This window comes from Wolbachia endosymbiont of Chrysomya megacephala, from assembly GCF_008245065.1.
Taxonomy (GTDB): domain Bacteria; phylum Pseudomonadota; class Alphaproteobacteria; order Rickettsiales; family Anaplasmataceae; genus Wolbachia.
Map to the genome: position 1 here is coordinate 1,234,450 of NZ_CP021120.1, position 25,325 is coordinate 1,259,774.

Genomic DNA, 25,325 nt, shown 5'->3' on the forward strand with positions numbered 1-25,325 from the left:
ATTTTGTCAGTGAAAAGGGTTCTGTCGCATCTATAAATTGTATTAAATAAGAGTCTGATATTAGTTTTCAATTCTTCTATCAGTTAATTCATTCCCGTCAGATTAAGTTGTGTTTAGCACAATCTGTTCCACTGTTCTTCATCTAAAATTTCCACACCCAATTCCATTGCTTTTTTATATTTTGAACCTGGATCTTCTCCTGCAATTAAATAGTCAGTTTTAGTAGAAAGGCTTGAACTGATCTTTGCCCCTAAAACTTTAGCTCTTACTTTTGCCTCCCCTCTACTCATAGCACGTAGCTTACCAGTAAACACTATAATTTTGTTATTCAAAAAAGAATCGCTAGAGTTGGAGCTCACGGGAAGAATTTGCAGATATGCAGTAAGATCATTTAACATTTTAATGTTACGTTCCTGAGAAAAAAACGATTTTAAAGATTCAGCTACTTTTTCTCCTATACCATCTATACCTACCAACTCAACATCATTTGATGACATCGAATTATACCAGTTATCATAAGATACATAATAATTTGCGAGCAATTCTGCTACAACTTGGCCGATAAATCTGATACCCAAAGAAAATATGAACCTATCTAGAGAGATTACTCTTCTGCTTTGTATAGCACTTAATAGATTAGCTATTGACTTCTCGCCCCAACCATGATGCTCTTTTAAGGAAAACTCTTTTAATCTTTCCTCTAAAATAAAAATGTCTGGAATTTGTCTTATTAGTTCCAGATCATAAAAAAACTTTATTTGTTTTTCACCAAGGCCAACAATGTCAAATGCATCTTTTGACACAAAATGTTTTAGTTTTTCTACTATTTGAGCCTTGCAATTAAATTCTTCAGGACATCTTACTGCCACTCCTTCAATCTGCACTTTACTACCACATTCAGGACATATGTCAGGAAAAACAAATTCAGGCATATTTGTATGACGAGAACCTTCATCTACTTTGACAATTTGAGGAATTACATCTCCAGCTCTTTTAATTGTTACAACATCTCCTTCTCTTATATCTTTACGTTTTATCTCATCTTGGTTATGTAGACTTGCTCTGCTAACTAGCACTCCGCCAATATTAACTGGTACCAAATCTGCAACTGGAGTTAAAACCCCCGTTCTACCCACCTGTATAAATATTTTATTTAACTTTGTCTTCGCATAAATCGCAGAAAACTTATATGCAAGCGCTGAGCGTGGCGCTTTGTGTGTACTTCCCAGACGACTTTGTAGCACCAAATCATTCACTTTATAGACTATCCCATCGATATCATAATCCAAGTTATAACGACAATCATAGATCTCGTTATAGAACTTTAGCATTCCATTCAAACTACTTGTTAAGGAACGATGCTCATTTACGCAAAAACCAAGTTTCTCAAGTTTTTCTAGTACTTCACTTTGACTTTTCTCTATTCCACCAATTAAAGAATAAGCAAAATATCTAAGAGGCCTTTTTGCTGTAATGTTCGCATTCAATTGCTTTAAAGAACCAGCAGCTGCATTTCGAGGATTAGCGAATTCATTATTTTCATTTAACTTTAAAAAGTCGCTGTTACTGATATATATTTCACCCCTTACTTCTAGTCTTCCTTGCACATCTTGTAAAAACTTAGGAAAGCCTTTTATTGTTGCAACATTGTGAGTTACATCCTCTCCTACAAAACCGTCACCTCGAGTTGCAGCTTTAACAAATTTCCCATCTTCATAAATTGCAGAAAATGACAATCCATCAATTTTTGGCTCACATAATATCTCTATTTCATCTGCAATTAAAAATCTCTTTATTTTAGACAAAAATTTTTCTACACCTTGTTCATCATAAGCATTCTCAAGAGAAAGCATAGGTTCTTGATGTTCCACCTTAGAAAATCTCTCATCAGGCGGAGCACCAACACTATCTTGTGTTGCATAAGCTTCTGGCTCTATTGCAGCTAACTTTTTTTTCAGTTCATCATATTCAGCATCACTTATCTCTGGCTTACTTTTTTGATAATATAAGATATTATGATAATTAATTTGATTTTGCAGTTTTTCTCTCATCTTTTCCAAGTCAGTCATGATACCAATATAATGCTCTTTGCCGTCAAGTCATGAATTTTTTCAAAAGGTACTATAAATTTATACTACTGCCCTGAAAAGCAATACTAATATTAATATAATTTTTGTACTTGTATATTAATGTTAGTATAGTTTTTAAATTAAGGAGTACATTATGAAAGAATACAATTACAAAAATTTGGCTGACGAATCAAACTTCGGCTCTCAAGTGTATCGTGCAGGAATGTTTGATAAAATTCTTGGTATAAGCAAAACAGCAAAAGAAGCTGCGAATCAAGTAATATCTAAAATGGGTAACGATTTAAAACTAGAAGCTAGAAAAGCAGCTCAAGATGAAGTAAAAAAAATAGAAGGAAAAATGCTAACTTTAGCTGAAGAAAAAGCTAACAAAATAGCTAGCGAAAAAGCTAATCAAATAGAAAAAAAATATCGACTTCAATTGATAAGACAGTAAAGTCAGTAGAAGCAAACGCTGAAAAAGCAGCAAAAAATGCAGCTGAAAAAGCAGTGAAAAAAGTAGGACCAGAAGTTGCAGATTTGCTAAAGCCAGAATTCAACCACTATGGATTAAAATCCAAAGATTGAGAGAGAGCATAGAATGCTAACTTTCGACTTGAAAGTCACCAAATTTATCTTCTTTTTTAGAGTGATTTTCAATATAATTTTTTATCATTTCGTCAGTTACATTTCCGCTAGTCCTGACAAACTAGCCTACTGCCCACAACCCAATATCTCTTTTTTAGCTCTGGAAAGTTTTGCTGGATTTTTCTGGAACTTTTTCCTTTTATTAACTGCACTAACTTACTAATACTTAAGTATGGGGGTACAGAAACGTATACGTGTACATGACTTGACGCAACTCTACCTCTGATAATTTCTACTTGATTATTTGCACATACTTCTTGTACAACTTCTTTAGCTTTCTGTCCAATATCTCCAACTAGTACTGGATATCGATATTTTGTTATCCACACTATGTGATATATATACAGAGTGACTGCTTTTTCTATAATATTCCACATTCTTTCAGATTTTTCACCTTAAAATTATATTCTTAAAAGGATGGACTTCAAGTCCAGGGTTTTTCTCCCAAATTTGGGACAATAAAAACTCAGGTAGAAGAAGCAGTAAAAAAATACACTGAAGAAAAAATTGAAAGTCTTATCAAACCTGAAATCACAAGCAAAATAGGTGATTTCCTCACTGAACAAAGTGAAAAATCAAGCAAATTTCTAGAATATGAAATGAATAAGTTAATCGAAAATGCACATAGGGATTTGGATACAAGAATAGACAAGATTGAATGCGAACTTATAGAAGCAAAATCTGAGGTTTTAAAGACTGCTGCAAATAGTTTGAATGAGAGTGCAGACTTATTGTTTTCTGCTGCACGAGATGAAACATGTGAAAACCAAGATTTAGTGTATTTTTAATCATGAAAGGGGTTTTATGGGCAAAATTTCAAAAACCCATAAAACCCTTAGCTAAACCAAGAGAAAATATACTATATAGAATTACTTTGTTAAATATTCTCTACTTCCAGGTTTCATTATAGGTAATTGTTTTAATTCACTTGGCAGTTCTTTCTCGCTATAGTTTTGAATGTTTAGTTCAATCAAAGATATAACAGAAAAAGGTAGTTTTGTCTCACTACTTCTCTTTATCAAAGAAGCTTCAGCAACAACTTTACCTCCCTTCTCTTCTCCACATTTTACTGCTTCAAGTGAAGATTTACCTGTGGTAATCACATCTTCAATTAGTAAGATTTTCTCACCTTGTTTAATCTCAAATCCACGGCGTAATTCAAATTTACCATTAACACGTTCGCAAAATATTGTTCGGATTCCAAGCTGTCTACCAATCTCATAACCCACGATTATTCCACCAATCGCAGGAGATAGTATTAAATCTATGGGTTCAATAAGCTCTTTTCTTATTTTATTCGCCAATAGCTCACAAACGTTCATTGCTCTGCTTGGATTTTCAAAAATTTTAGCGCATTGTATGTAAGTGTTGCTGTGCAGCCCTGACGAGAGTACAAAATGTCCGTGCAAAATCGCACCAACCTCTTCAAATTCTTTTATTATTGTATTATCTAATATCATTCTTGAGTTTGAAATTCTTTATTAATTATCTGCGTTATACAGATATCAGACCACACATTTATTGCAGTTTCAAACATATCAATGATTGTATAAATAGGCAAAATCAATCCCATAATGTACAAAGGAACATTCATTGATACCAAATAACTAGTTGCCATAAAATAGCACCCCATCGGCACTCCAGCGTTACCAATTGCAGCTCCTGTAGCTAAAAAAATCCATATGAACATCTCACTTAAGGAAAATGTGTGCCCATTCATCTCTGCAACAAACATCACTGTAATCAAAATAAATGCAGCACACGCATTCATATTGATAGTTGTACATATTGGTAGAATAAAAGATGACAATTTCTTTGGCACTTTTAGCTGATTTTGCACACAGTCTATGGTTGTAGGCAGCGTTGCACTAGATGATTTAGAAAAAAACGCAAGTGTAAGTGCTGGCATAACACCTTTCATCGTTTGAATTGGTGATATACCTTTATACCACATGAGTAGTGGCAAAATCACAAATGCTTGCACGAAATTTGCAGACATTATGCAAGCAAAATACCAAAAAAGACTATGGAATTCGCTGCCACCTTTTAACTCGTATAAAAAACATGTGATAAAAGACCATACAGCAAGAGGAATAAACTTTAACAACCCTTGAGCAATTTTAAGAAGTGTATCAAACAGTGCAGAGAATATTTGGTGTAATATATCCTGTTTTTCTTTTGAGAGCGAAATAATAGCTCCACCCATCAAAAAAGCAATCAATATGCTGCCAATAACGTTATTTTCAAGAAAAACTTGCACAAAATTTGATGGAATGAGTGATTTTAAGTATGAGAAGTAATTGTGGTTGCTGTCACTCACACTTTCTATTGTGTTACTTATGAAATTTTTTCTTACTGGGTCTATGAATAAATAGAAAGATAACGCAACAAATGCAGCTACAATTGTTGTAAACAGCGTGTAAAACAGCGTCTTCTTAAGTAATACTTTAATTTCAATTGAGTCTTTAAGCCCTGAAATTGTGGACACTATAGATAGAAAAACTAAAGGTAAGCTAATCAATTTCAACAGACTGATGAATATATCGCTAAATAGCTTTGCTATTTCAAATATTACTTCATTGTTTAAATAGTAAGCAATTACCGCAAACAGTATAGAAAAGAGTATTGCAAGTTTGCGCATTGAAAATAAAACCTCAAAATGATATTATACAATAATTTTTGAAATTAGGTTAAGATAACTTTACAGGTTAAGTAAAGATGAGTAACATTTTATTATTAATTAAGTGTTAAGGAGGGGTATGGATAAAAAAACTAAAGAAGAGTTAATCCTTGTTGGAATATTAATGGGAATGAATATTTCAATAGGAGTGCTTGTAGGTCTTGGTCCAAGTTTCGCAATTTTATCACCTTCCATTATAGGTGGAATTATTGCTGCTGTTTCTACAATATTATCTATCGCATACCTTACATATTGTGATTATAAGGAAGATAAAGTAAATCGAGAATGCATTTTCCCTATATTTTGTATGGGCGTTACTAGCACTGCAATCGGGATTGGTCTTGGTGCAGCTATAGGTGCTATTTTTCCTGGTGTAATGTTAAATACAGGATCAGCAGTTTTGATGGGTGCGACAATAGGAATTATTGCCCCAATTACAGGCCTTATTGTTGGAAATATGATTGTAGAACCTATGATTAAGAAAATAAATCACTACATTATAGAGCCGGTAATTGAAAAAATAAAAGAATGCTTTTCTTCAAAGGAAGCATAAATTATCCTCGCAAAATAGTGTACCTTGGACTTAAATTGAAGTGTACTCAATTGAAATAGGTCATATTAGAGAAGGTTAGAAGTTACCTACCCAAAACCCTTATCTCCCACTCAAGTTCAATGTTAAATTTATCTTTTACTGCATCTTTTACTCTGTTGCCAAGGTTTTCTAAGTCAAGTGCAGTTGCATTATTGTAATTGAGTAGAAAATTACAATGTTTCTTAGAAATTTTAGCTACACCATTATCTAATCCTCGGCAGCCAGATTCATCAATCAGTTTCCATGCCTTGCAGCCTATTGGATTTTTGAATATACAACCAGCAGTTTTTCCTCTTACTGGTTGACTTTTATTTTTTTTATCAATAACTTCTTTCAATCTTTGCAATATAAGCTCATACTCTGAACTTACTCCTTTAAATTCAGCTTCAATAAAAATCCACCTGCCTTTTAGACTATGTCCACGATAAAAATATCCCATTTCTTCGCTGGAGAATTCATATAAATTTCCATCTTCTAGATTCACTGCCCTTATAAATTTTACAACACTCGCAATATCACTACCATATGCACCTGCATTCATTTCTATTCCACCGCCAACTGTTCCTGGAATTCCAGCAAGAAACTCAAGCCCACTAATTTGCTGTTCCCCTGCAAAGTAGGCAAGGTTACTAAGCAGTGCAGCACCACCTGCAACTATGGAGCTATTATCTTTACATTTAATATACGCAAATTCCTTACCTAATTTCACCGTTATTCCTCGAATGCCACTATCTTGCACTATTATGTTGGATGTTGCACCGATAACGCTAATTGGTAACTCCGCATCTTTTATCAAGCACATTAGATCTTCAATGTCACGTGGCTTAAATAGTACATCAGCTTGGCCACCAACATTTAACCAAGTCATTTTAGACATTGAAACATTATAACGGTAGATTCCACATACTTTAGGTAAGCTTATAAGCATTTTGATTTTAACTCTAATCCTGCATCCATACCCATTTTTTCTGCATCTTCTACAAACGAAGTGCGTTCAGTAAAGTATATAACTCTCTCGCCCGCTAACATACAATAAAGATGTAGCATGTTTTCACTCACATATTCTGCTAAAGCTGCAAGCGGTGTAAAGCATGAACCATTTACTGTCTTCATGAAACTGCGCTCTGATTTTGCCCTTATAAAAGACATATTATTATTAATTTTCTCTAAAAGATCGATAACTTTTATATCATTCTTTCGGCATTGAATGCAAATTGTCCCCTGCCCTACTGCGCTTAACATGACTTTTGGTGGCAATACCTCTGTAATTAAGTGATATTTTTTTAATCTTATCAGCCCTGCTTCAGCTAAAATCATTCCATCAAAATTCTGATTTTGCAGTCTAGTTGTCACATTTCCACGCAGTGGCACTACATTTAAGTCTGGCCTGAGATTTAACAGCTGAACTTTTCTTCTTATTGAAGAAGTTGCAATTGTAGCCTGCTGTGGCAAAGTTTTTAGGCTCTTATATTTATGAGAAATAAATACATCACATGGACTTAGCCTCTCTAAAACACAAGGAATTGTTAAGTCCTTCGAGAAAAACGCAGGTACATCTTTTAGCGAATGAACCGCCATATCTATATTATTTTTGAGTAATTCAGCCTCAATCTCCCTGAGGAACAGTCCTTTACCTCCTATTTCAGCAAGGGTTACATTAGCATATTTATCACCAGAAGTTTTGATTTTAATGATCTCAACGGATAGATTAGGAAAAGACTCTAATAATCTTTGTTTTGCTTCCAAAGCTTGGATGAGCGCAAGGTCGCTTCCTCTCGTACCTATTTTAACTAGCATATATCCTTCATATTATATGTCTATATTCTATGCCCATTTTTTATTATCTCCAATTTAGTTATTGAACATTTTACAATTAGCCCTTAGTATCACGAACATTTAGTAATCTAGGAGTATGTATGTTTGATATTTTAAAAGATTCTAATGGCAGATTTAATAAAAAGAATATTTTACCTCTTGTATGTACTACTGTCGCTATTATTCTAACAGCATTAAGTGCAGTAGTAGCAATTCCCAGATTTTCCTCTCATCCTTCTCTATCTAGTCCTCTCGGTTGGAAAGATCCAAGTTATAGTGAATTTCTTGCTATTCACATACCAGCTACCATAGTTACTTTCTCAATACTTGGTTTATGCATTTACCTTCCGATTGATAGCATTAGAAAAAATAAACAAATAGAGAATCTTAAAGCTACCTCTGAACCTCATTCATGGATTTATAATGATATTTTAGAAAAACAAACGCAGACCATCAATTATAGATCAGGGCTTTAGGCGGTCCTAATCTTTTAGGTGCTTGTGATTAGCAACTATTCGGTCTACAATGCACTAATATAGTTTAAATTTATGCCAAACAAGATAATAGTTAAATCTCTTTCAGTGTTACTAATTTTTTTGCTGTCCTTATATATAATACTGCCAAATTTTATTGATAATAAGTTCTTTACCTCAAAAAAGAGAATAAATTTAGGGCTTGACCTGAAAGGTGGATCATCTCTGCTTCTAAATGTAGACTTAGATTTTTACTTCAAAGAGAAACTAAGCATGCTAACCGATGAAATAAAAGAAGGTCTGTTAACACAAAAGATTGAATTTAGCGCAAAAAACGATAAACAAGTGGTTGTAACTTTAAATAATATTGATGATTACAAAAAAGTTTCAACGTTAATACATAAAATAAACCAAAATTTAGAATTGAGTAGAAAAAATACTGCAATTTTCATTTCATATAAACCGCATTATAAGAATTCATTAATCAATGAAGTAGTTTCAGAGTCAATAGTTAATGTTCAAAGACGCTTAGATAAGCTTGGTACTAAGGAAGTAAGTGTGCAAAAACAAGGACAAAATAAGATATTAGTCCAAGTTCCTGGAGTAGAAGACACTCAGCAGATAAAATCTCTGCTTGGCAAAACAGCCAAGCTGGCCTTCCATTTGGCAAACACCAATGTAGCTAAAATGCAAGATATCGATCATGACACTACGATTATGCTCAAGGATTCTTTGGATAATTCCTACCCGATATTCCGCAAAACTGAAATAGGCGGTGATTCATTAGTTAACGCATCAGTTAGATTTGGCAATTTAGGTAAACCAACAGTACATTTCAAATTCGACAGCATAGCAAGTAAAAAATTTGCAAAAATTACTAAAGAAAATGTAGGAAAGCCTTTTGCAATTGTTTTAGATAACACAGTCTTAACTGTACCAACAATACGTGAACCTATTCTAAATGGAGAGGGAGAAATTAGCGGTAATTTCACTGAAAAACAAGCGAGTGAACTTGCAATACTTTTAAAATCAGGTGCACTACCTGCACCACTTAAAATAATTGAAGAAAAAAACATTGGTCCAAGCCTTGGAGAAGAGTCAATAAAAGCAGGAGAAATTGCAGCAATAATCTCTATCATAGCCGTTGGTTTATCTATAATCATTACTTACGGCAAATTAGGCTTATTAGCGTCTGTTGCACTCGTTTTTAATGTAATCTCTATACTACTCATTCTTACCTTACTTGAAGCAACTCTTACTCTCCCTGGAATTGCTGGAATTGCGCTAACTGTTGGCATGTCAGTGGATGCAAATGTTTTAATATTTGAACGCATCCGCGAAGAAATAAGAGCAGGAAAAAGAACAGCTCGTGCCATTGAAGAAGGATTTAAAAACGCAATAAAAACAATTCTTGATTCAAACCTCACTACACTAATTGCTTCAGGAATAATGTTCATTATTGGTAGCGGAGCAATTAGAGGATTTTCTATCACTTTATCGATAGGAGTTTTATGCTCGATGTTTTCTGCAATTATAGTCACAAAACTTCTGATAGAATTGTGCATCAACCCACAAAAGCTAGTACTTTAGTATCTGTTCAGCAGAGTGACAAAATAAGATAGACGAGAAAAGACAACTAAATGGTTGTCATGAAAGTAGCTATCCAGTCTTTTCGTCGTCAAAAACGTTGTAACATGCTCACCAATTTAGTGAGCATAAAACCAATATATTTGTGGAAGAAAAGGAAAAAAGAAACAGAAACCATCTTCAGGCTATCACAAAGGATATGGCCATAAGATTAAAGATATGGATAGATTTATCAAATTTCTGAATGGAAATCAGGATATTAGAATTGAAAAGATATTATTACTAAAAATTAAACATCAAACCAACTTCAATATTATGAGTGGATATATCGTCTGCAATAGGTGTTGGAATATTAAAGTAACGATAGCCGAGAAAGGTTTTAACTTCTGGAATTACTGAGTAATCAACACCAAGCTTTATTTGATAAACAAGCCAAGGAACATTCAGTGGCATTAAATTTTTAGATGATTTATCAATCCTTTTTAATCTAAAAACTGTTGATCCTATACCAAGACCAATATACGGAGCAAATTGAGTATTTTGAACATTAGGGTTATAGTAAAAATTTAATAAGAATGCAGATACACTTGCTGATTTATCAAATACCGGAGGAGAGTTACTATCTTCAATATTGACTTTAGAATACATGGTCTCAAAATCAACTCGGCCATTTTCTCCAGCATAGTAACCTACAGATATGCTGCTAAGCCACTGAAAATCAATTTTACCGTTAAATTTTTTTATGTTTTTAATTTCATCTCCTAAGAATAGGTCTAAAAGAAAACCACCATAACGGCCCTCAGCTAAAGCAAGAATTCTTTTTCCTATTGCACGTATACCCTCCACAAATACTTCTGAGCTATCAGAATATATCTTACCACCATTAGCACTAACATAGAAATCAAGTTTTTTTGATTTTTCCTTTGTAGGTTCAGCTTGATCTGCAATACTTGGCCATATATTTTTCTGATTAGCTACTTGGAAAACAGAAGGTGAACTACTTTCAAGTTCTTGACATTTTATTGGCACTTCTTTTTCAGTAACTTCTTCAGAATGTATCACACTTTCATTATTGTCCGTTTCTAATTTTAAGGGCTGCACTTGCTCAATGTGTGTATTGTTACTGATATAAGTAATAAAAAAATAGACACACGGAATGAAGATGAAAAATAAAGCAATAGATATTCTAATTATCATAAATGAATTATCACTTATAGTATAACTACTATATCATATATTCCTTTAATGTACAAAAATTAAGAAATAATATTTCCAATTAAACAATTATTTTCTATTCCTTTAACATGAGCTTTCACAATACTTTTAGCTTGAACTCTTGATGTAAGTTTTATTAATGCAAAATTTTCTGTTCTACCAATATTATTCTGCTCAACCAAAACGCTTTGCTCAGTGCCGAGCAAAGATTGATAAAAACTGCTCATCATTTCTTTATTTATTTCTCTTAGATGCTTTACTCGTTCTTTACGTACATTCTCTGATATTTGTGGCATCCGTGCAGCAGGTGTGTTTTTCCGCTCTGAATATGGAAAAGCATGTAGATAAACTACATTTATTTTTTTCAGTAAATCAACTGTATCCTGAAACATTTCATCAGTTTCTGTTGGAAATCCAGCAATAATATCAGCGCCAAATGCTATATTAGGTCTTAAGCTCTTCATTTTATGACAAAATTCTATCACTTGTTCTCTATTGTAACGACGTTTCATTCTCTTTAGTATTAAATTATTACCAGACTGTAGACTCAAGTGTAAGTGAGGCATAAGTCTTGACTCATTAGCTATTAAATCCATTAGTTCATCATCAACTTCAGCAACATCAATAGAGGAAAGTCTTAGTCTCTTTAACTGTGGTATATCCTTTAAAACTCTCCTAACCATCGAACCAAGTGATTGCTTACCAAACAAATCTGTACCAAAGTCAGTAATATCAACACCTGTAAACACCACTTCTTGATACCCATTTTCTATAAAAATCTTAATTTGCTCTATAATATTGTTTACTGGCACAGATCGATTATTTCCTCTTGCCTCAGTAATTGAGCAAAATGTACAACTATGATTACAACCATTTTGAATTTCAATAAATGCCCTTGATTTATCTTCAAATCCATTAATGAGAATAGGTTCTACTTGGTTATCACTGACTAAGATTTCATCATTATTTAGTAGATAATTTTCAGCTCTTAGCTTGTCTTGATTACCTAGCACTTTACTTACACCAGGAATATCACTATATGATTTAGGATCTAATTGAACGGCACAGCCAACTACGATAATTTCTTTACTTGGGTCGTTTTTATAGATCTTACGTATTTTTTGCTTCACTTGGCGTTCTGCTTCGTTTGTCACTGCACAGCTATGCACTACAACAACATTTTCTCTCTTTGCTTTTTTTAATGCTTCTTTGATTAACTCACTCTCGTAGAAATTTAGACGACAACCAAATGTTATTACTTCATTCATGCTTTTGCTTTAATAGATCTAAATTATATCAAATATCCAAGCAAAATGACTATTTTTTTGGTAGATATTATAATTTAAGCATAACCTCTAGAGTTGAAAATCACAGGAAGAATTTGTAGATATACAGTAAGATCATTTAGCATTAAAAAAAGCTTAAGGCCAATGATGTTAACCTCAAGCGAATATAAACCAAAAAACATTTTGCTAAACCTTGAAGCTCTACCATGCAAATTCATCTATATCATTTGGTACATAAGTGTCAGAATAAGCTTCATCCAAACTTTCTGCTTTCCATGGAAGCCATGAAGAAGGTTTTATCTTCTCTAAAACTTTACCTGGTATTGATGTTATCTCTTGCTTTACGTCTTCTTTTAATTTTTCTATTTGTAACCGAGCAAAATCTCCCACGCGAACCATGAGTTTATCTGTTAGCTCTTTTATCATGTCTTGATTTTGTTCTGCAACTTTCTTTGTAATAGGTACGACAATTTTACTTATAATCTCCGTTCCTAATGGAACAACGATTTGCTTTGCAACCTGATCACTAACAGGTTTAATAAGGTAATCTGCTATACTCTTTGCTGTATCTCCAGTCAGATTTGTTACTTTTTTTAAACTATCACCAATAATACCATAGTTTTTTTGGTACATCATATCTTCATCAGCAACTTCATATCTCCCTAAATCATCATACATTCCCATTTGTTGGTGAGACAATCCATTTGCATCAGATACATATCCGTATTTATTAAGTGAATTGGAATTAGACCGCATAACATTCTCCTAATTATTTATATATGCCTATTTTAGTATAAAACAACTAACAAAACATTAACTTTTAAGAACTCTTCTCAATTAATACATCAATAAAGGTAAGACCATATAATTTTCTCCTTTCTTGATACTATTCTCCTCCGAACTTAGTTCACACAGTTATTCAGACACTTCTGAATTTACCACCCCCAATTCCACTGCTTTTTTATATTTTGACTAAGTCTTCTCCTACAATTAGATAATCAGTACTCTTATCTGAAATGTACCATATAACTACACCAAGCTACAAATATGACACAAGAGTTTAGATTATTTTAGTTATTCTCTTGTATAAGATACTCTTTATATCAAAAAGAGGACCATATGAGTGAAGCAACTTTTTCTGAAAAAAATCAGCTTTCTAGAGAAGACATAGCAGAGTTAACAGAACTTATGTGTCTTGAACGAAGTGAAGTAAGTGAAAGTGGAACAGGGCTATTAGAACTTATAGCTGAACAGGAGCAAATACTTGAGGATTTAGGAATAGAATCAAAAGAGCTTTTATGTTCTCAGCATACAGGAATGTATGAGAACCTTAGTCAGCCCTATTCTACGGATCTCGAGGTTTTATAGCAGATATATAGATTATCATTATTATTGATACCTACTCAAGAGTTGCTATGGCAAACAGAGAAAACTGCAATTACTGCCGCTAATCTTTTTAATATATCTTTCTTTGATGGTGCTATTATCGCGCATTTTGACTGATATGGGCTATGATAAACCAGAAAATCACAGCTATATTTAGGAATTGAGACAAGGCCTCATTTAGGTAAATATTGCTATGCAGACTTTTCTTGATAGCAAGCATATTGCTTTTTAGAAAAATATTAGTAGCATCAAACATAGAGATTGACATTAGTTTTTCTGTCAGATTAAGTTGCGTCTAGTACATATTATCAAGGTGAAATTTCACGTTTTTTATTAAGAGGATCCACATCTGGATCTTCTATATAGTTTTGAGGTTGTTCTTGAAACACAAGACGTGCTCCCTCAAAGTTATACTCCTCACCTTCATATAAAGAATCTTCTTCTTCAAAATTGTGTTCTATTTCTACTTCAAACTTGAATCCTAACTTCTCGCAGAATTTGTAGAAATATTCTTTAATGGTATCAAATAAACTTCTGCCATCAATTTTGTAATCTCTCAATTTTCTAGGCACAGTAAGTGACAATTTGCCATCTTTATATATCACATCATCTTTCCCATCTTGAGATTCAAGTGTAAATTCTAGTGAGCTGGATAGATCGCATACCTTGTCACCTAATTGAACATCACTCTCTTGGGAGAGTATTGGTAATGTCATATCAGATCTAACACTCACATTATTTTGGTCAACATAATAGATATTTATAACTTTTTTAGGTGAGAGTATTTTCAATGAATGTTGGCTAAGTGCAAATTGAGATTCTATAAATACACCAGCTTCATACCCTGCCTGATTACAATTGGTAACCAATTCCTCTAAGATAGAGTCACTTGGAACCTGAGCGTTGGCATATTCAAATATTTCCTTAAAAACTTCTTTTGCAAATGCACGATAACTCTTGTTTTTATCTCCTTCTTTCGGTAATAGATGCGTGTGTTCTTTACCTAAATCGTAAAATCTTTTAATCTCTTCTTTATATTGATCAGTTTTTTTATCACTAGGGATTTCCGGATCTTCACAATATTCTTCCCAAATCTTATCAAATCCTTCCTTATTTCTGTTTACCAGCGCTTTAATTAAGATTTTGTCTATATTTCTGTCTTTAATAACAAAGTCCATTCTATCAAAATCTTTATATATAGCTTCACCAGAATTTGCTGCTTTATTATCTCTTGAAGCTCTTAACTTACTGAAATCAAACTTTTCTGCCTGAGCTTTTAGTGTAACGACTGGATTTTCATTTTTTTCCTGTGTAGAGTTGTTCATTGTTAATACTTTGATATGAATTGCTGATAGTATAATAATACATAAAAATAGTTAATATGTCAATAATATACTTAACATAGACAGTCATAATAGGGTGACAGGATTTTAGTAAGGCTCTATTATGAATAAACGGTTTTACACAGTATGAATGTTGATGAGCAGTCAAGTGTGCTGACTTTTCTAAATAGTAAAATTGAGAATATACCAAAGTTTCATTCCGCAATATTGCCTAAACTTTGCGGTGGAGACAGAGTAATGGACTTGCTGTTTTATAGGCCGCTCAGTTATGTGGATAGAAGTAAATCACTACCTGATGCTCAAGTAGGAGAATTTACAACTTTTATGGCAAAAGTGTATGAGCACCAGCGCCCCACTGTTAGAGGTAGGCCATATAAAATAATCGTTGAAAGTGAAAGTCAGTATTTATTTATAGTTTTTTTTAATTACTCAGTTAAATATTTGTATAAATTATTTCCAGTTGGAACAGATATAGTAATCAGTGGTAAACTTGAAAAGTTTGCCGAACATTGGCAAATTACTCACCCAGATTATATGTTATCTGATATCAATCAATTTAAAGAAATAGCCTGCATAGAGCCAGTTTACCAATTATGTCGCGGTATTACTAACAAGAGCATTAGAAACATAATAAGTTCTAATCTAAAAGATTTGCCTGATTTGCCAGAGTGGATAGATGAAACATTAATCAAGCAAAAGAAATGGCTGAATTGGAAAGAAAGCATCATAAGATTGCACAGACCGAGCTCACTCGCAGAAGCAGAAGTTTGCAGAGAAAGACTTGCTTATGATGAGCTATTTGCGTACCAGTTGGCACTAAAGCTTGCAAGGGAAAATCATGTAAAAAAAGAGGGAAAAGAATTTATAATATTGAGTAAATACAAAGAGCAGGTCTTAAATGAATTACCGTTCCAATTAACAAATGATCAAATTCGAGCGATAGATGAAATCTCAGAAAGACAAAAATCCAGATACCGCATGGTAAGTCTGCTGCAAGGTGACGTTGGGAGTGGCAAAACTGTAGTTGCACTCTTTGCGATGCTGAATGTGGTAGAAAATAACATGCAAGCAGCTCTAATGGCACCAACTACTATCTTGGCTGAGCAACATTATAATTGGATCGAAGAAGCTCTATCTTGTACTGATATAAAAGTTGCTTTGCTTACCGGTAAAACTGCGAGCAAGGAAAGAAAGATTATTATGAACGAACTTGCAAGTGGTATTTTAAATATAGTAATTGGTACTCATGCATTATTTCAAGCTAACGTTACATTTAAAAATTTAGGACTCGCAGTCATAGACGAACAACAGCGATTTGGAGTGATACAGAGGAATCGGTTGGTAGGAAAAGGAGAAAATACCGATATACTTTTTGTTACTGCAACTCCCATTCCAAGAACCTTGCAGCAAGCTATGTATGGTGATGTTGAATGTTCTATTTTAAGGGAAAAACCAAAATCTAGATTGCCAATAAAAACCGTTATTATGAACGTTAAAAAAGTATCAGATATTATTCAAAGACTGAAAAATGCTATAAATAGAGGCGAAAAAGCATATTGGATTTGTCCATACATAGAAGAAAACGAAGAACTCAATATTGCCGCAGCAGAAATGCGCTTTCAGGAACTACAAAAGACATTTTTTGATAGAGTCGGAATAATACACGGAAAACTAACTCAAGAGCAGAAAGATCAAGTGATGTTTTCCTTCAAGAGAAATGAATTTTCTCTGCTTGTTGCAACCACTGTGATAGAAGTTGGCATAGATGTACCAGATGCAACTATTATGATTATAGAGAATGCAGAGCAGTTCGGGTTATCGCAATTACATCAGTTAAGAGGTAGAGTAGGACGAGGAAATAAACCGTCTTTTTGTGTACTGTTATATGACAATCTCAGTAAAAGTTCGTATTCAAAGTTAAAGATTATGTGTGAGTCACAAGATGGATTTTATATTGCTGAAAAGGATATGATGCTGAGGGGTAGCGGAGATATTCTAGGCACAAAACAATCAGGGTGCATGGAGTTTAAATTTGCTGATTTATATGAGGACAGAGAATTGCTCAACCTTGCATATAATAGTGCAAAAGGTACAATAGCTAATTTTGAATTACTGCTTGATATATTTGAATATAGAAGTAGACTACATTTTTCAAAATTTCAGTAATCTTCCAAGCCATAACCTTCATGAGTAGAAATTCCTTGACAGACGGGAGTATTTAACAAACCATATGCGTCAAGTTAAGGAAAAATAAGAGTGAAGAAGAAGTTTTTACCATAAGAATAAATTGTGCAGAGTTAATAGCAGGCCCTGTAAACAAAATGTTAGCAGGTCAAATTAATCAAGGGCAGGAAGTATAAAAATGGAAAAAAAGCGGTAACTTAGCCTAATGACAATAAATATATATATAGAAGGTACCGTTTTAAAGAGCACAAAAGGAATACACAGTAAAAGCGAGAAGAAGTTGAGAATATGTATGGAAGCAGTGTGGAGAAGTGGCTGCCAATGATCAAAAATTTACCACAATTACAGAAGTATACACAAGAGGTTTAAAAGGTGATGCAAAAAGGGAATTTTGGCAAAATGACTTAAGTATGCACAACAAGATTTGCATAATTGATGATCAGATGTCATTCATGCTCAGCCTATATATAGAAAAATTCTCAAGCTCAAGAGGGCTTAGGGTGGAACTAAAATTCATGGACTTGTTGACGCACGTAATTAATTTCTTTTTTTTAAGTTAATTAATGTTAACAAGCCACGTCTGCCTGTAATCATGTTAATACCAAAATATAATGTAAGAGAAGAAATGGGCAGTGCTATGCAACAGTTTTTGTTTCTTTCTAACCATGCTTCCATATGAAAAACATATGACATAAAAAGGAAAACAAAAAGCTAAGAACCTTGACGCGCTTTACATCTTGGCTTTACCTTATTTATAATATAAACCTTACCACCCCTTTTCACAACTTTACAATTTTTATCTCTGTTACGATGAGATTTTAGTGAACCTTTAACTTTCATATCTACAGTAAGAATAGAATTACCTTACATTATGATCACTGACAGAGAGTTAGTCAATTGATAAATTTTTCACATTTTATTAAAATACTGTATAATTGTTGCTGATACTTCTTCGATTGACCTTTGCGTGACATCAATAATTGGCCAGTTATTTTGCTTAAAGAACTCCTCTGCTTCTTTAATTTCCTTTTCTACTTTTCTAGGGTCAGCATATATATTATTACCTTCATTATTAATTGAAGTCAGTCTATTTTTGCGTATTTCTATTAGCCTTCTTACGTCTATTGTTACTCCTATAGTCAGTTTATTTTTTAATTTTGCTAAGTCGACGTAAAAGGGTATCTCGCTAACAAAAGGAACATTTGCAACTTTATAGCCTCGGTAAGCTAAATACATACTGGTGGGAGATTTTGATGTGCGTGAAACTCCAACCAAAATTATATCGGCTTTATCAATATCTTGAATATTTTGTCCATCATCATGATTAATGGTATAGTTTATTGCCTCAATGCGCTGAAAATACTCGTTATTTATTTCAGTATACAGGTCAAGTTTTTCATCCTTTTCAATTTCAAGATAGGATGAGATTTCTCTAATAATATGTGATAATATTGCTCGATATGGAATTTTTAACTTGATACAATTATCTTTTAGATATTTTCTTAGCTCATCATTAGTAATAGTGCATATAACAAAATTATGCTCATCACTTTTTCTATTAATTTCCTCTAAAATTTTGTCAATCTGCTCTTCTCCTTTTACGAAAGACCAAACATATTCGATCGTTTCTACAGAACGAAAGTGTTTCAGAGCTGATTTTGCAACTGATATAACAGTTTCACCACTTGAATCTGACACTAAGTGTAGGTTAAGCTTTTTAAGGGTCATCAACGTTATACTAAAAATAATAGCAAGCAATCTGCTACTGAAATTGTGCTAATTTATTATACTACGTAAATATAGAAAAACTATCTTGTTGATAAAACTCAAACTAATTGATAAATTCTTAACACAATTATTCTCAAAACGAATGTTTTTATTAAAGCCTACAAATTTCACTTCTTTTGCTAAAAAAGCTCTACCTTGGCTTGGGGTTATTTGTTTCGCATGTTTTTTAATTGGAATGTTCTTGGCATTATTCTTCTCCCCAGGAGATTATAAACAAGGAGAAATTGTACGAATTATGTATCTTCATGTGCCTTCTGCATGGCTTGCTCTTGGAATATACGGACTCATTGCATCACTCAGTTTCATTTCGTTGGTGTGGAACAATAGCGTTGCTAGTGTTTTGGCACATGCTGCTGCTCCTGCAGGGACAGTCTTTTCGGCAATATGCTTAATCACAGGTAGCATCTGGGGAAAAGGAACATGGGGTACTTGGTGGGTATGGGATGCAAGGCTTACTTCAATGCTGATTTTGTTTTTTCTGTATGTTGGTTATCTTTCATTGTGGAGCGCTTTTGATAATCAAGCAAGAGCAGAGAAATCATCAGCAGTATTTGCCATTTTTAGTACTATAAATATTCCCATAGTAAAATTTTCTGTGAATTTATGGTCTACTCTTCATCAGCCAGCAAGTATTTTTAGAAAAGGTGGAGTAGCAATAGAAGGTTCTTTAATGCTGCCACTCATTGCAATGTTTATATTTTGTACCACACTTTTTTTAGTAGTGTGGATACTTAATGCCCTTCATTTAATTAATTTGCAGAAGATAAAGAGAGAAATTAGCATGCGATATTAGGTATATAGTTCCAGAGTGTAATGTTGTGAACAGCGACAGAGATTAAAATGTAGAGCAATCATCCATTGGCAAGTTCCAGAACTAATTACGTACAAACCACACTTCAAGATTATAGTGATTAATCACATGCAAGGAGAAGAATCATGATTCTCTAGTGAATAAAGATGTGCTCTATGTAAAGCTGGTGAAGATAAGATAGAAATTGAAAGAAAATTTCTATTGATAGATATGCTATATTTATAATTCAAGTTATTAAATTTTTAATTACTTTAGCTTATAATAGCTCCTAAGTTACCATGAAGTTTCTTGAAATGTGGTTTCTTTTACTCACATTAAATTTGTAGTTTTTTTATTTTAATACAATTTCAATTTTGACTGTAGAGGAGGTTCCGATGTCAAAAAACACCTATAGTGACCAAATTAATAATAGTTATTTATATAACAACAAACTTTTTTATGGTGAAGAGGATATAGATGAGATCACTGAAGGTGAAACTACGACTGAGAAGGAATTTACAAATAGTTCCGTAGTAAAAGAGGATTTTGAACTAGTAGAAAAGAAGCTTACGAAATGTGAAGAGGAAGTTAAGCGAGCAAAAGCAGAGACTGAGTGGTATAAAAAAATAGCTGAAGAATGTAAAAAAGGAAGTGGTACGGGCGAACCTGTTACCGATGAAGGAGAGAATGAAAATGGAGAAATTACATCTCGAAAAGTAACCTCAGATTGTTCCAAGTATGAAAATTGTGGGCCGTATTCTCATTTTTATAAAGTTGATAATAAGATAGGTTGTCAAGGTTTTAGTTCATCTGATTTACTAAAGGAATTATATCCTGAGATGTACAGTAATCCTAAGATTGCAAAATATATAGAAGAGGGAGCAAATGGTAATTATGGTGCAGTAAATTTTAAATTTGCCTTTACAGAGGATCTTAATTCAATATCCTGGCTTGGTAATATAGAATGTGAAAAATGTGTGGATGATCAAATAGAGTTAGCGTGTCAAGAAGAAGAGATTAAGAGTTTCTGTTACCCGAACGTTTACCATAGTAATCCAGAATTCAACAAAAGCTTTTTTTCCAGAGGAGCATGTCCTAATCTCTTTAGAGAGCCCAGTGAAACAAGTGTTGTAAAAGCAAAACAAATTGCACCATTGATACTTGTTAATACCTTAGGACAAATGATAGATAAAGAGGGTAATAACACTAAAGTATACTATGATGCATTGAAGCGTTATCTAAATGATGATGGTAAAATCAAGGATTGTGGAGATAATCAAAAGTGTAAGGATTATATTCCAATTATGGAGAAAGTTGCATGGAATAGTGATAAGGAAGTACTATTAAAAACTGCTGTTAATAATACGCAAGAAGCAAATCCTTACTATTATGGAAATGAGGATAATTCTACTTCCGTTGAATTTGGTTCTATATAAGGCTGAATTTGTCTAATTTTTTCTACACTAGACACAATTTAGTCGTATCTGAACAAATACATAATCTATATAAAGAGGACGTAGGTACCATCTGTCCTTTTAAGGCATTTATGTCAATGATATGCGTAATCCATGATTTTAAACATGATGATCCTCCTAAGTAATACAAAAAAACTCAGAAAAATGTATATAGCTATGATAGAAGTTATCTATACATAAGTACAATATACTTTAACTAGAGATTATAAATTAATGAAGTTGAAAAGTCTGCAGACGAAGATAGATTTCGAGCTCTAGAATATCTTCACTATCAAAGTGACAAAGCTGTCAAAATTTGTCAAGTAATTTTTATCGCAACTGTACAAACATTGCACAGGACAAATTTAAAATGCTGTAAAATGGTGTCTGTTCAGACGCATGTGAAACCAGTGCTTCTTTTCATCCCACTTCCATGCGGCTAAACCCTTTTCATAATTTCCTATCTATCATTTCTTAAACCACTCCCCTGAACGGATACAATTAAATACATTTTTAACATTTTTATAGAAAACTATTAGTATAGATTTGTATGCTGCCCTCATGGCTATTTTAAAATGTTTAATACTCCTTTTCATTATTTCTTGCACACATTTACCTAACAAGCAACATTCTGTTAATATAGACAATTATAAGCACGATTATTCGTTGCAACAATATAATACTCCTTTGAAGAATAACGAACCAGCAATACCAGAAATGATACCTTTACCGGTAGAGTTTCCCGATCTTACAACCAGTAATCAGTTTCTTTCGATTAATGTTGATGAAAAAGTACCAGTAAAGGATTTACTGATTGAAATAGGAAAACTTTCTGACATTAACTTAGACATAGATCCCAAAATATCAGGTAATATTACTTTAAAGCTAAAAGATAAGAACATAAACGAAGTAATTCAGAATATAGCCAACAGCGCCAAATTGCGTTACTCAATGAATAATGGTGTAATTAGAATTGAACAAGATTTGCCATATGCACAAAATTATTACGTAGACTTCATCAATATTCAACACTCTGCTCAAAGCAATTTTGTCGTTAGTGGCAATGTTACAAGCAGCGATGCTGACAGGAATGTTAGAAAGTCTCAATATAGCAGTGACTTATGGAGTTCATTAGAAAAAGGCTTAAATGCAATAATGGATGTTAATGGAGTGGATGATGGTGAATTTCTTTCATCCAACAGAGAAGCTGGTGTCATTATTCTAAATGCTAGAAAAGATATTCACAAAGCTGTTGAAGAATATATTAATAAAGTTAAGAAATTGGCGTCTTCTCAAGTAATGATCGAGGCCAAAATAGTTGAAGTTGTATTAGACGATAAATACCTTTCTGGTATCAACTTAAATGATTTGCATAATGAAACAAAATCTATAACAAATCAAGATAGTTCCATTACTAGCCTGGTAATGAACTCTGATTTAGAAAATTTAGTAAAAACTTTAGACAAGTTTGGCACTTCAACCGTAATTTCAAGCCCTAGAGTACATGCTATAAATAATCAGCAAGCAATGATTTCATTTACTAAAAACCATATCTATTTTACTTCCGATATACAGAAAGATACCGGAAACTCCAATCATGCCTTAATTACCAAGATGAATAGCACTCCAATAGGTGTGGTGTTAATAATCCACCCAAGCATTAACATTGATACTAACGAAATATTTATGGATATACACCCAACCTTATCAAGAATTAACAATTACACTAAAGACCCAAATATAGAATATGTCGCACAACAGAATAAAATGAAATTAAATAGTGACATTCCAATTATTGAAACCAGAGAAATGCACTCTACGTTAAAAATTAAGAGCGGCGAAGTTATGGTAATTGGTGGGCTTATAGAGCATAGAAAAGATAACCAAAACTTATTGCATCAAAAGTCAAAAAAACTGGCTAAGACAGTAGAAACCGTCATCTTCCTGAAAGCAACAATCGTACCAACACTTGGTTTATTAGATATAAAAGATAGGAATTTATATATATATTAAACGTATCCGTTCAGGCAATGGCATCAACTTAAGGAAAGATGTTGGGGTTGCTATTATGATAAGAAGAGAGTATCAGAATGATAATTAAGACAGCTTAATCATAAATCTGTTGCAGTAAATTTAAGTTACTTTAGTCATATATTAAAGTTTTTAAACAGGTCTTAGTTTACTTACTTTATTGTTTTCTTTATTATCAAATATTGCTTTAAATAATATGGAGGAGCACATTGTCAGCAATTGCCGTTATTGATTTTGGTTCACAGTTTACACAGCTTATTGCAAGACAAATCAGGGAAATGGGCGTTTACTGTGAAATATTTCCAAGCAATATCGATTTCGAAACAGTATCAAAATTCAATGGATTTATTTTTTCTGGAGGACCGCAATCTGTAAATGACAATTGCTCTGAAGTAAGTGAAGTAGCACATAAAATTATAAAACTTAACGAAACAATAAACACTCCTATACTTGGAATATGTTATGGACAGCAACTCATTTGTCATTATTTCGGGGCAAAGGTAAGAAAAGAATTCAATCAGGAATTTGGCAAAACTAAAATCAAGATACTAAAAGAATCCCCAATTATAAAGGATACTTGGGACGTTAATTCCGAAGTCGATGTGCTAATGAACCATGCAGACAGTGTCGAAACTATACCGCAAGGATTTACTGCTATTGCCTCAGGTATAATAAATCAAACAATCGCAATAATTGCCAACGAAGAGCGGAAGATTTACTGTACTCAGTTCCATCCTGAAGTTAAGCCTACGACAAATGGTAGTAAACTTCTCTCTAATTTCTTAGATATTGCAAATTGTGAGAGAGATTGGACAATGAAGTCATTCATTGAAAAACAGAAGGAAAAAATTCAAAACTTAGTAGGGGAGAAAAAAGTAATTGCTGCAGTAAGTGGGGGGGTTGATTCAAGTGTTGCAGCAGTTCTTACACACAAAGCTATAGGAAAACAATTAAACTGTATTTTTATCGATACTGGGTTATTGCGTAAGAGCCAGACCACTGCTATGTTAAAAGAAATTCCAATAAATTACGTTGATAAATCAAACTTGTTTTTAAGTAGGTTAAAGGGAATAACTGATCCGGAAGAAAAGCGAAAAATTATCGGCAATACTTTTATCGAAGTATTTGAAGAAGAGGCAAAAAAAATAGGTGATGTGGATTTTTTAATGCAAGGCACCATTTACTCTGATGTAGTTGAATCAGGGCACGCTTCAGGAAACACTAGTACAATTAAATCTCATCACAATGTTGGTGGGTTGCCAGAAAAAATGAATCTGAAATTAGTAGAACCTTTACGCTATCTCTTTAAAGATGAAGTAAGGCTGCTTGGCAAAGAAATTGGGCTTTCAGATGAGATAATATTTCAACATCCATTTCCTGGGCCTGGACTTGCAGTGAGGATCATAGGTGAGGTTGATGAAGAAAAGGTACGAATATTGCAAGAAGTAGATGAAATATATATCAACACAATGAAAAATTATGATCTGTATGATAAAATATGGCAGGCTTTTGCTGTACTGTTACCAGTAAAAACTGTGGGAGTTATGGGAGATAATCGTACATACGGATATGTTTGCGCTTTAAGGGCTGTGACTTCATCTGATGGCATGACAGCTGATGCATTTCCATTTGAAAATAAAGATCAACATTCGTTAGTATTTTGGAGGTTTTTGCAAGACGTCAGTAGTATAATTGTTAACAAAGTTTCCGGAGTAAATCGAGTTGTGTATGATTTAACTTCCAAGCCACCAGCAACTATTGAGTGGGAGTAGCAATAATTTCATTCCAGTTTCAGCTACTCGAATCACACCAAAGAGGCTGGTTGCATAACTCAAATTTTAAGGAAAACTATTTAATGTCATTCCAGCGCGTAACGCTGGAATCCAGAAAAAAAGAACCAGTGTCAGCTACTCGGATGACATCGAAATGTTCGTACAGATATTCGTCACACACCGGAATAAAAATTAGACTTTTGCCTTGTGCAAAA

Annotated in this window: 22 protein-coding genes and 1 pseudogene; 11 read left to right on the plus strand and 12 right to left on the minus strand. The window is 33.3% G+C overall.

The window, feature by feature from the left end; genetic code table 11:
- Positions 1–113: 113 nt before the first annotated feature.
- The gene (gene ligA / locus CAI20_RS05865; protein WP_007301909.1) at positions 114–2,069 is read right to left on the minus strand and encodes an NAD-dependent DNA ligase LigA; all 1,956 of its coding nucleotides are present in this window, start codon (positions 2,067–2,069) and stop codon (positions 114–116) included.
- A 154-nt stretch (positions 2,070–2,223) separates the two neighbouring features.
- Between ligA and CAI20_RS05870 the strand changes: the two genes are divergently transcribed.
- Positions 2,224–2,523, plus strand: a complete 300-nt coding sequence (locus CAI20_RS05870; protein ID WP_017531750.1) for a hypothetical protein — start codon at positions 2,224–2,226, stop codon at positions 2,521–2,523.
- Between the two features lie 147 nt (positions 2,524–2,670).
- Here CAI20_RS05870 and tnpA read toward each other — a convergent pair.
- Positions 2,671–3,089, minus strand: a pseudogene (tnpA, locus tag CAI20_RS05875) (IS200/IS605 family transposase).
- A 224-nt stretch (positions 3,090–3,313) separates the two neighbouring features.
- Between tnpA and CAI20_RS05880 the strand changes: the two are divergent.
- Positions 3,314–3,502, plus strand: a complete 189-nt coding sequence (locus CAI20_RS05880; protein WP_017531751.1) for a hypothetical protein — start codon at positions 3,314–3,316, stop codon at positions 3,500–3,502.
- A gap of 81 nt (positions 3,503–3,583) precedes the next feature.
- On the opposite strand, the gene pyrE is transcribed toward CAI20_RS05880, so the two are convergent.
- Positions 3,584–4,174, minus strand: coding sequence for an orotate phosphoribosyltransferase (gene pyrE, locus CAI20_RS05885; RefSeq protein WP_007301912.1), 591 nt, complete (start codon positions 4,172–4,174; stop codon positions 3,584–3,586).
- Positions 4,171–5,355, minus strand: coding sequence for a dicarboxylate/amino acid:cation symporter (locus CAI20_RS05890; RefSeq protein WP_007301913.1), 1,185 nt, complete (start codon positions 5,353–5,355; stop codon positions 4,171–4,173). Before CAI20_RS05890 ends, pyrE begins: the two co-directional genes overlap by 4 nt.
- A 118-nt stretch (positions 5,356–5,473) precedes the next feature.
- On the opposite strand from CAI20_RS05890, the gene CAI20_RS05895 reads away from it, so the two are divergent.
- Positions 5,474–5,947, plus strand: coding sequence for a glycine zipper family protein (locus CAI20_RS05895; RefSeq protein WP_007301914.1), 474 nt, complete (start codon positions 5,474–5,476; stop codon positions 5,945–5,947).
- 82 nt (positions 5,948–6,029) lie between these two features.
- On the opposite strand, the gene murB is transcribed toward CAI20_RS05895, so the two are convergent.
- Together murB and hemC are read right to left on the minus strand one after the other, a co-directional pair.
- Positions 6,030–6,914, minus strand: coding sequence for a UDP-N-acetylmuramate dehydrogenase (gene murB, locus CAI20_RS05900; protein WP_017531754.1), 885 nt, complete (start codon positions 6,912–6,914; stop codon positions 6,030–6,032).
- Entirely contained in the window at positions 6,905–7,783 is an 879-nt protein-coding gene (gene hemC / locus CAI20_RS05905; protein WP_007301916.1) for a hydroxymethylbilane synthase, read from the minus strand. The genes murB and hemC overlap by 10 nt, the downstream gene beginning before the upstream one ends.
- Before the next feature lie 119 nt (positions 7,784–7,902).
- Here hemC and CAI20_RS05910 point away from each other — a divergent pair, with 119 nt between their 5' ends.
- Together CAI20_RS05910 and secD are read left to right on the plus strand one after the other, a co-directional pair.
- Positions 7,903–8,277 (plus strand): hypothetical protein, encoded by a 375-nt coding sequence (locus CAI20_RS05910; RefSeq protein WP_007301917.1) that lies wholly within the window; start codon positions 7,903–7,905, stop codon positions 8,275–8,277.
- 72 nt (positions 8,278–8,349) lie between these two features.
- Positions 8,350–9,864, plus strand: coding sequence for a protein translocase subunit SecD (gene secD, locus CAI20_RS05915; RefSeq protein ID WP_149168940.1), 1,515 nt, complete (start codon positions 8,350–8,352; stop codon positions 9,862–9,864).
- Positions 9,865–10,143: 279 nt separating this feature from the next.
- Here the strand turns inward: secD and CAI20_RS05920 are convergent, their stop codons facing one another.
- The 3 genes from CAI20_RS05920 to CAI20_RS05935 all read right to left on the minus strand — a co-directional run bounded on the left by CAI20_RS05920 (position 10,144) and on the right by CAI20_RS05935 (position 13,118).
- Entirely contained in the window at positions 10,144–11,058 is a 915-nt protein-coding gene (locus CAI20_RS05920; protein WP_019236608.1) for an outer membrane protein, read from the minus strand.
- Positions 11,059–11,117: 59 nt separating this feature from the next.
- A complete protein-coding gene (mtaB, locus tag CAI20_RS05925) occupies positions 11,118–12,344 on the minus strand; it encodes a tRNA (N(6)-L-threonylcarbamoyladenosine(37)-C(2))-methylthiotransferase MtaB (protein WP_149168941.1) in 1,227 nt (408 codons plus the stop codon).
- A 219-nt stretch (positions 12,345–12,563) separates the two neighbouring features.
- On the minus strand, positions 12,564–13,118 hold the full coding sequence (locus tag CAI20_RS05935; protein ID WP_149168942.1) for a hypothetical protein: 555 nt from the start codon (positions 13,116–13,118) through the stop codon (positions 12,564–12,566).
- Positions 13,119–13,481: 363 nt separating this feature from the next.
- Here CAI20_RS05935 and CAI20_RS05940 point away from each other — a divergent pair, with 363 nt between their 5' ends.
- Complete coding sequence (locus tag CAI20_RS05940) at positions 13,482–13,730, plus strand: hypothetical protein (protein WP_007301923.1); 249 nt, start codon at positions 13,482–13,484, stop codon at positions 13,728–13,730.
- A gap of 326 nt (positions 13,731–14,056) precedes the next feature.
- On the opposite strand, the gene CAI20_RS05945 is transcribed toward CAI20_RS05940, so the two are convergent.
- Positions 14,057–15,073: a hypothetical protein gene (locus CAI20_RS05945; RefSeq protein ID WP_245970139.1), complete on the minus strand. Its 1,017-nt coding sequence runs from the start codon at positions 15,071–15,073 to the stop codon at positions 14,057–14,059.
- 144 nt (positions 15,074–15,217) lie between these two features.
- Between CAI20_RS05945 and recG the strand changes: the two genes are divergently transcribed.
- Positions 15,218–17,257 carry an ATP-dependent DNA helicase RecG gene (gene recG, locus CAI20_RS05950; protein WP_149168943.1) on the plus strand — a complete coding sequence of 680 codons (2,040 nt, stop codon included), beginning with the start codon at positions 15,218–15,220 and terminating at the stop codon, positions 17,255–17,257.
- 729 nt (positions 17,258–17,986) lie between these two features.
- Here the strand turns inward: recG and ykgO are convergent.
- Positions 17,987–18,115 (minus strand): type B 50S ribosomal protein L36, encoded by a 129-nt coding sequence (gene ykgO / locus CAI20_RS05960; protein WP_006015378.1) that lies wholly within the window; start codon positions 18,113–18,115, stop codon positions 17,987–17,989.
- A 69-nt stretch (positions 18,116–18,184) separates the two neighbouring features.
- A complete protein-coding gene (locus CAI20_RS05965) occupies positions 18,185–19,003 on the minus strand; it encodes a pyruvate, water dikinase regulatory protein (RefSeq protein WP_127463643.1) in 819 nt (272 codons plus the stop codon).
- A 142-nt stretch (positions 19,004–19,145) separates the two neighbouring features.
- Here CAI20_RS05965 and ccmC point away from each other — a divergent pair, with 142 nt between their 5' ends.
- The 4 genes from ccmC to guaA all read left to right on the plus strand — a co-directional run bounded on the left by ccmC (position 19,146) and on the right by guaA (position 25,110).
- On the plus strand, positions 19,146–19,856 hold the full coding sequence (gene ccmC, locus CAI20_RS05970; RefSeq protein WP_149168944.1) for a heme ABC transporter permease CcmC: 711 nt from the start codon (positions 19,146–19,148) through the stop codon (positions 19,854–19,856).
- A gap of 392 nt (positions 19,857–20,248) precedes the next feature.
- Positions 20,249–21,289 carry a hypothetical protein gene (locus tag CAI20_RS05975; protein ID WP_149168945.1) on the plus strand — a complete coding sequence of 347 codons (1,041 nt, stop codon included), beginning with the start codon at positions 20,249–20,251 and terminating at the stop codon, positions 21,287–21,289.
- A gap of 579 nt (positions 21,290–21,868) precedes the next feature.
- Positions 21,869–23,320 carry a type II secretion system protein GspD gene (locus CAI20_RS05980; RefSeq protein ID WP_019236615.1) on the plus strand — a complete coding sequence of 484 codons (1,452 nt, stop codon included), beginning with the start codon at positions 21,869–21,871 and terminating at the stop codon, positions 23,318–23,320.
- Positions 23,321–23,547: 227 nt separating this feature from the next.
- Positions 23,548–25,110: a glutamine-hydrolyzing GMP synthase gene (guaA, locus tag CAI20_RS05985; protein WP_149168946.1), complete on the plus strand. Its 1,563-nt coding sequence runs from the start codon at positions 23,548–23,550 to the stop codon at positions 25,108–25,110.
- The last annotated feature ends 215 nt before the right edge of the window (positions 25,111–25,325 follow it).

What these genes read in the sequence shown, in the direction of transcription:
- CAI20_RS05965 (WP_127463643.1), bottom strand. Translation starts at nt 19,003, where the DNA reads ATGACCCTTAAAAAGCTTAACCTACACTTAGTGTCAGATTCAAGTGGT.
- murB (WP_017531754.1), bottom strand. Translation starts at nt 6,914, where the DNA reads ATGCTTATAAGCTTACCTAAAGTATGTGGAATCTACCGTTATAATGTT.
- CAI20_RS05975 (WP_149168945.1), top strand. Translation starts at nt 20,249, where the DNA reads ATGTCAAAAAACACCTATAGTGACCAAATTAATAATAGTTATTTATAT.
- hemC (WP_007301916.1), bottom strand. Translation starts at nt 7,783, where the DNA reads ATGCTAGTTAAAATAGGTACGAGAGGAAGCGACCTTGCGCTCATCCAA.
- ykgO (WP_006015378.1), bottom strand. Translation starts at nt 18,115, where the DNA reads ATGAAAGTTAAAGGTTCACTAAAATCTCATCGTAACAGAGATAAAAAT.
- pyrE (WP_007301912.1), bottom strand. Translation starts at nt 4,174, where the DNA reads ATGATATTAGATAATACAATAATAAAAGAATTTGAAGAGGTTGGTGCG.
- CAI20_RS05895 (WP_007301914.1), top strand. Translation starts at nt 5,474, where the DNA reads ATGGATAAAAAAACTAAAGAAGAGTTAATCCTTGTTGGAATATTAATG.
- CAI20_RS05870 (WP_017531750.1), top strand. Translation starts at nt 2,224, where the DNA reads ATGAAAGAATACAATTACAAAAATTTGGCTGACGAATCAAACTTCGGC.
- CAI20_RS05910 (WP_007301917.1), top strand. Translation starts at nt 7,903, where the DNA reads ATGTTTGATATTTTAAAAGATTCTAATGGCAGATTTAATAAAAAGAAT.
- CAI20_RS05935 (WP_149168942.1), bottom strand. Translation starts at nt 13,118, where the DNA reads ATGCGGTCTAATTCCAATTCACTTAATAAATACGGATATGTATCTGAT.
- CAI20_RS05980 (WP_019236615.1), top strand. Translation starts at nt 21,869, where the DNA reads ATGGCTATTTTAAAATGTTTAATACTCCTTTTCATTATTTCTTGCACA.
- CAI20_RS05920 (WP_019236608.1), bottom strand. Translation starts at nt 11,058, where the DNA reads ATGATAATTAGAATATCTATTGCTTTATTTTTCATCTTCATTCCGTGT.
- mtaB (WP_149168941.1), bottom strand. Translation starts at nt 12,344, where the DNA reads ATGAATGAAGTAATAACATTTGGTTGTCGTCTAAATTTCTACGAGAGT.
- ligA (WP_007301909.1), bottom strand. Translation starts at nt 2,069, where the DNA reads ATGACTGACTTGGAAAAGATGAGAGAAAAACTGCAAAATCAAATTAAT.
- CAI20_RS05890 (WP_007301913.1), bottom strand. Translation starts at nt 5,355, where the DNA reads ATGCGCAAACTTGCAATACTCTTTTCTATACTGTTTGCGGTAATTGCT.
- secD (WP_149168940.1), top strand. Translation starts at nt 8,350, where the DNA reads ATGCCAAACAAGATAATAGTTAAATCTCTTTCAGTGTTACTAATTTTT.
- ccmC (WP_149168944.1), top strand. Translation starts at nt 19,146, where the DNA reads ATGTTTTTATTAAAGCCTACAAATTTCACTTCTTTTGCTAAAAAAGCT.
- CAI20_RS05940 (WP_007301923.1), top strand. Translation starts at nt 13,482, where the DNA reads ATGAGTGAAGCAACTTTTTCTGAAAAAAATCAGCTTTCTAGAGAAGAC.
- recG (WP_149168943.1), top strand. Translation starts at nt 15,218, where the DNA reads ATGAATGTTGATGAGCAGTCAAGTGTGCTGACTTTTCTAAATAGTAAA.
- CAI20_RS05945 (WP_245970139.1), bottom strand. Translation starts at nt 15,073, where the DNA reads ATGAACAACTCTACACAGGAAAAAAATGAAAATCCAGTCGTTACACTA.
- CAI20_RS05880 (WP_017531751.1), top strand. Translation starts at nt 3,314, where the DNA reads ATGAATAAGTTAATCGAAAATGCACATAGGGATTTGGATACAAGAATA.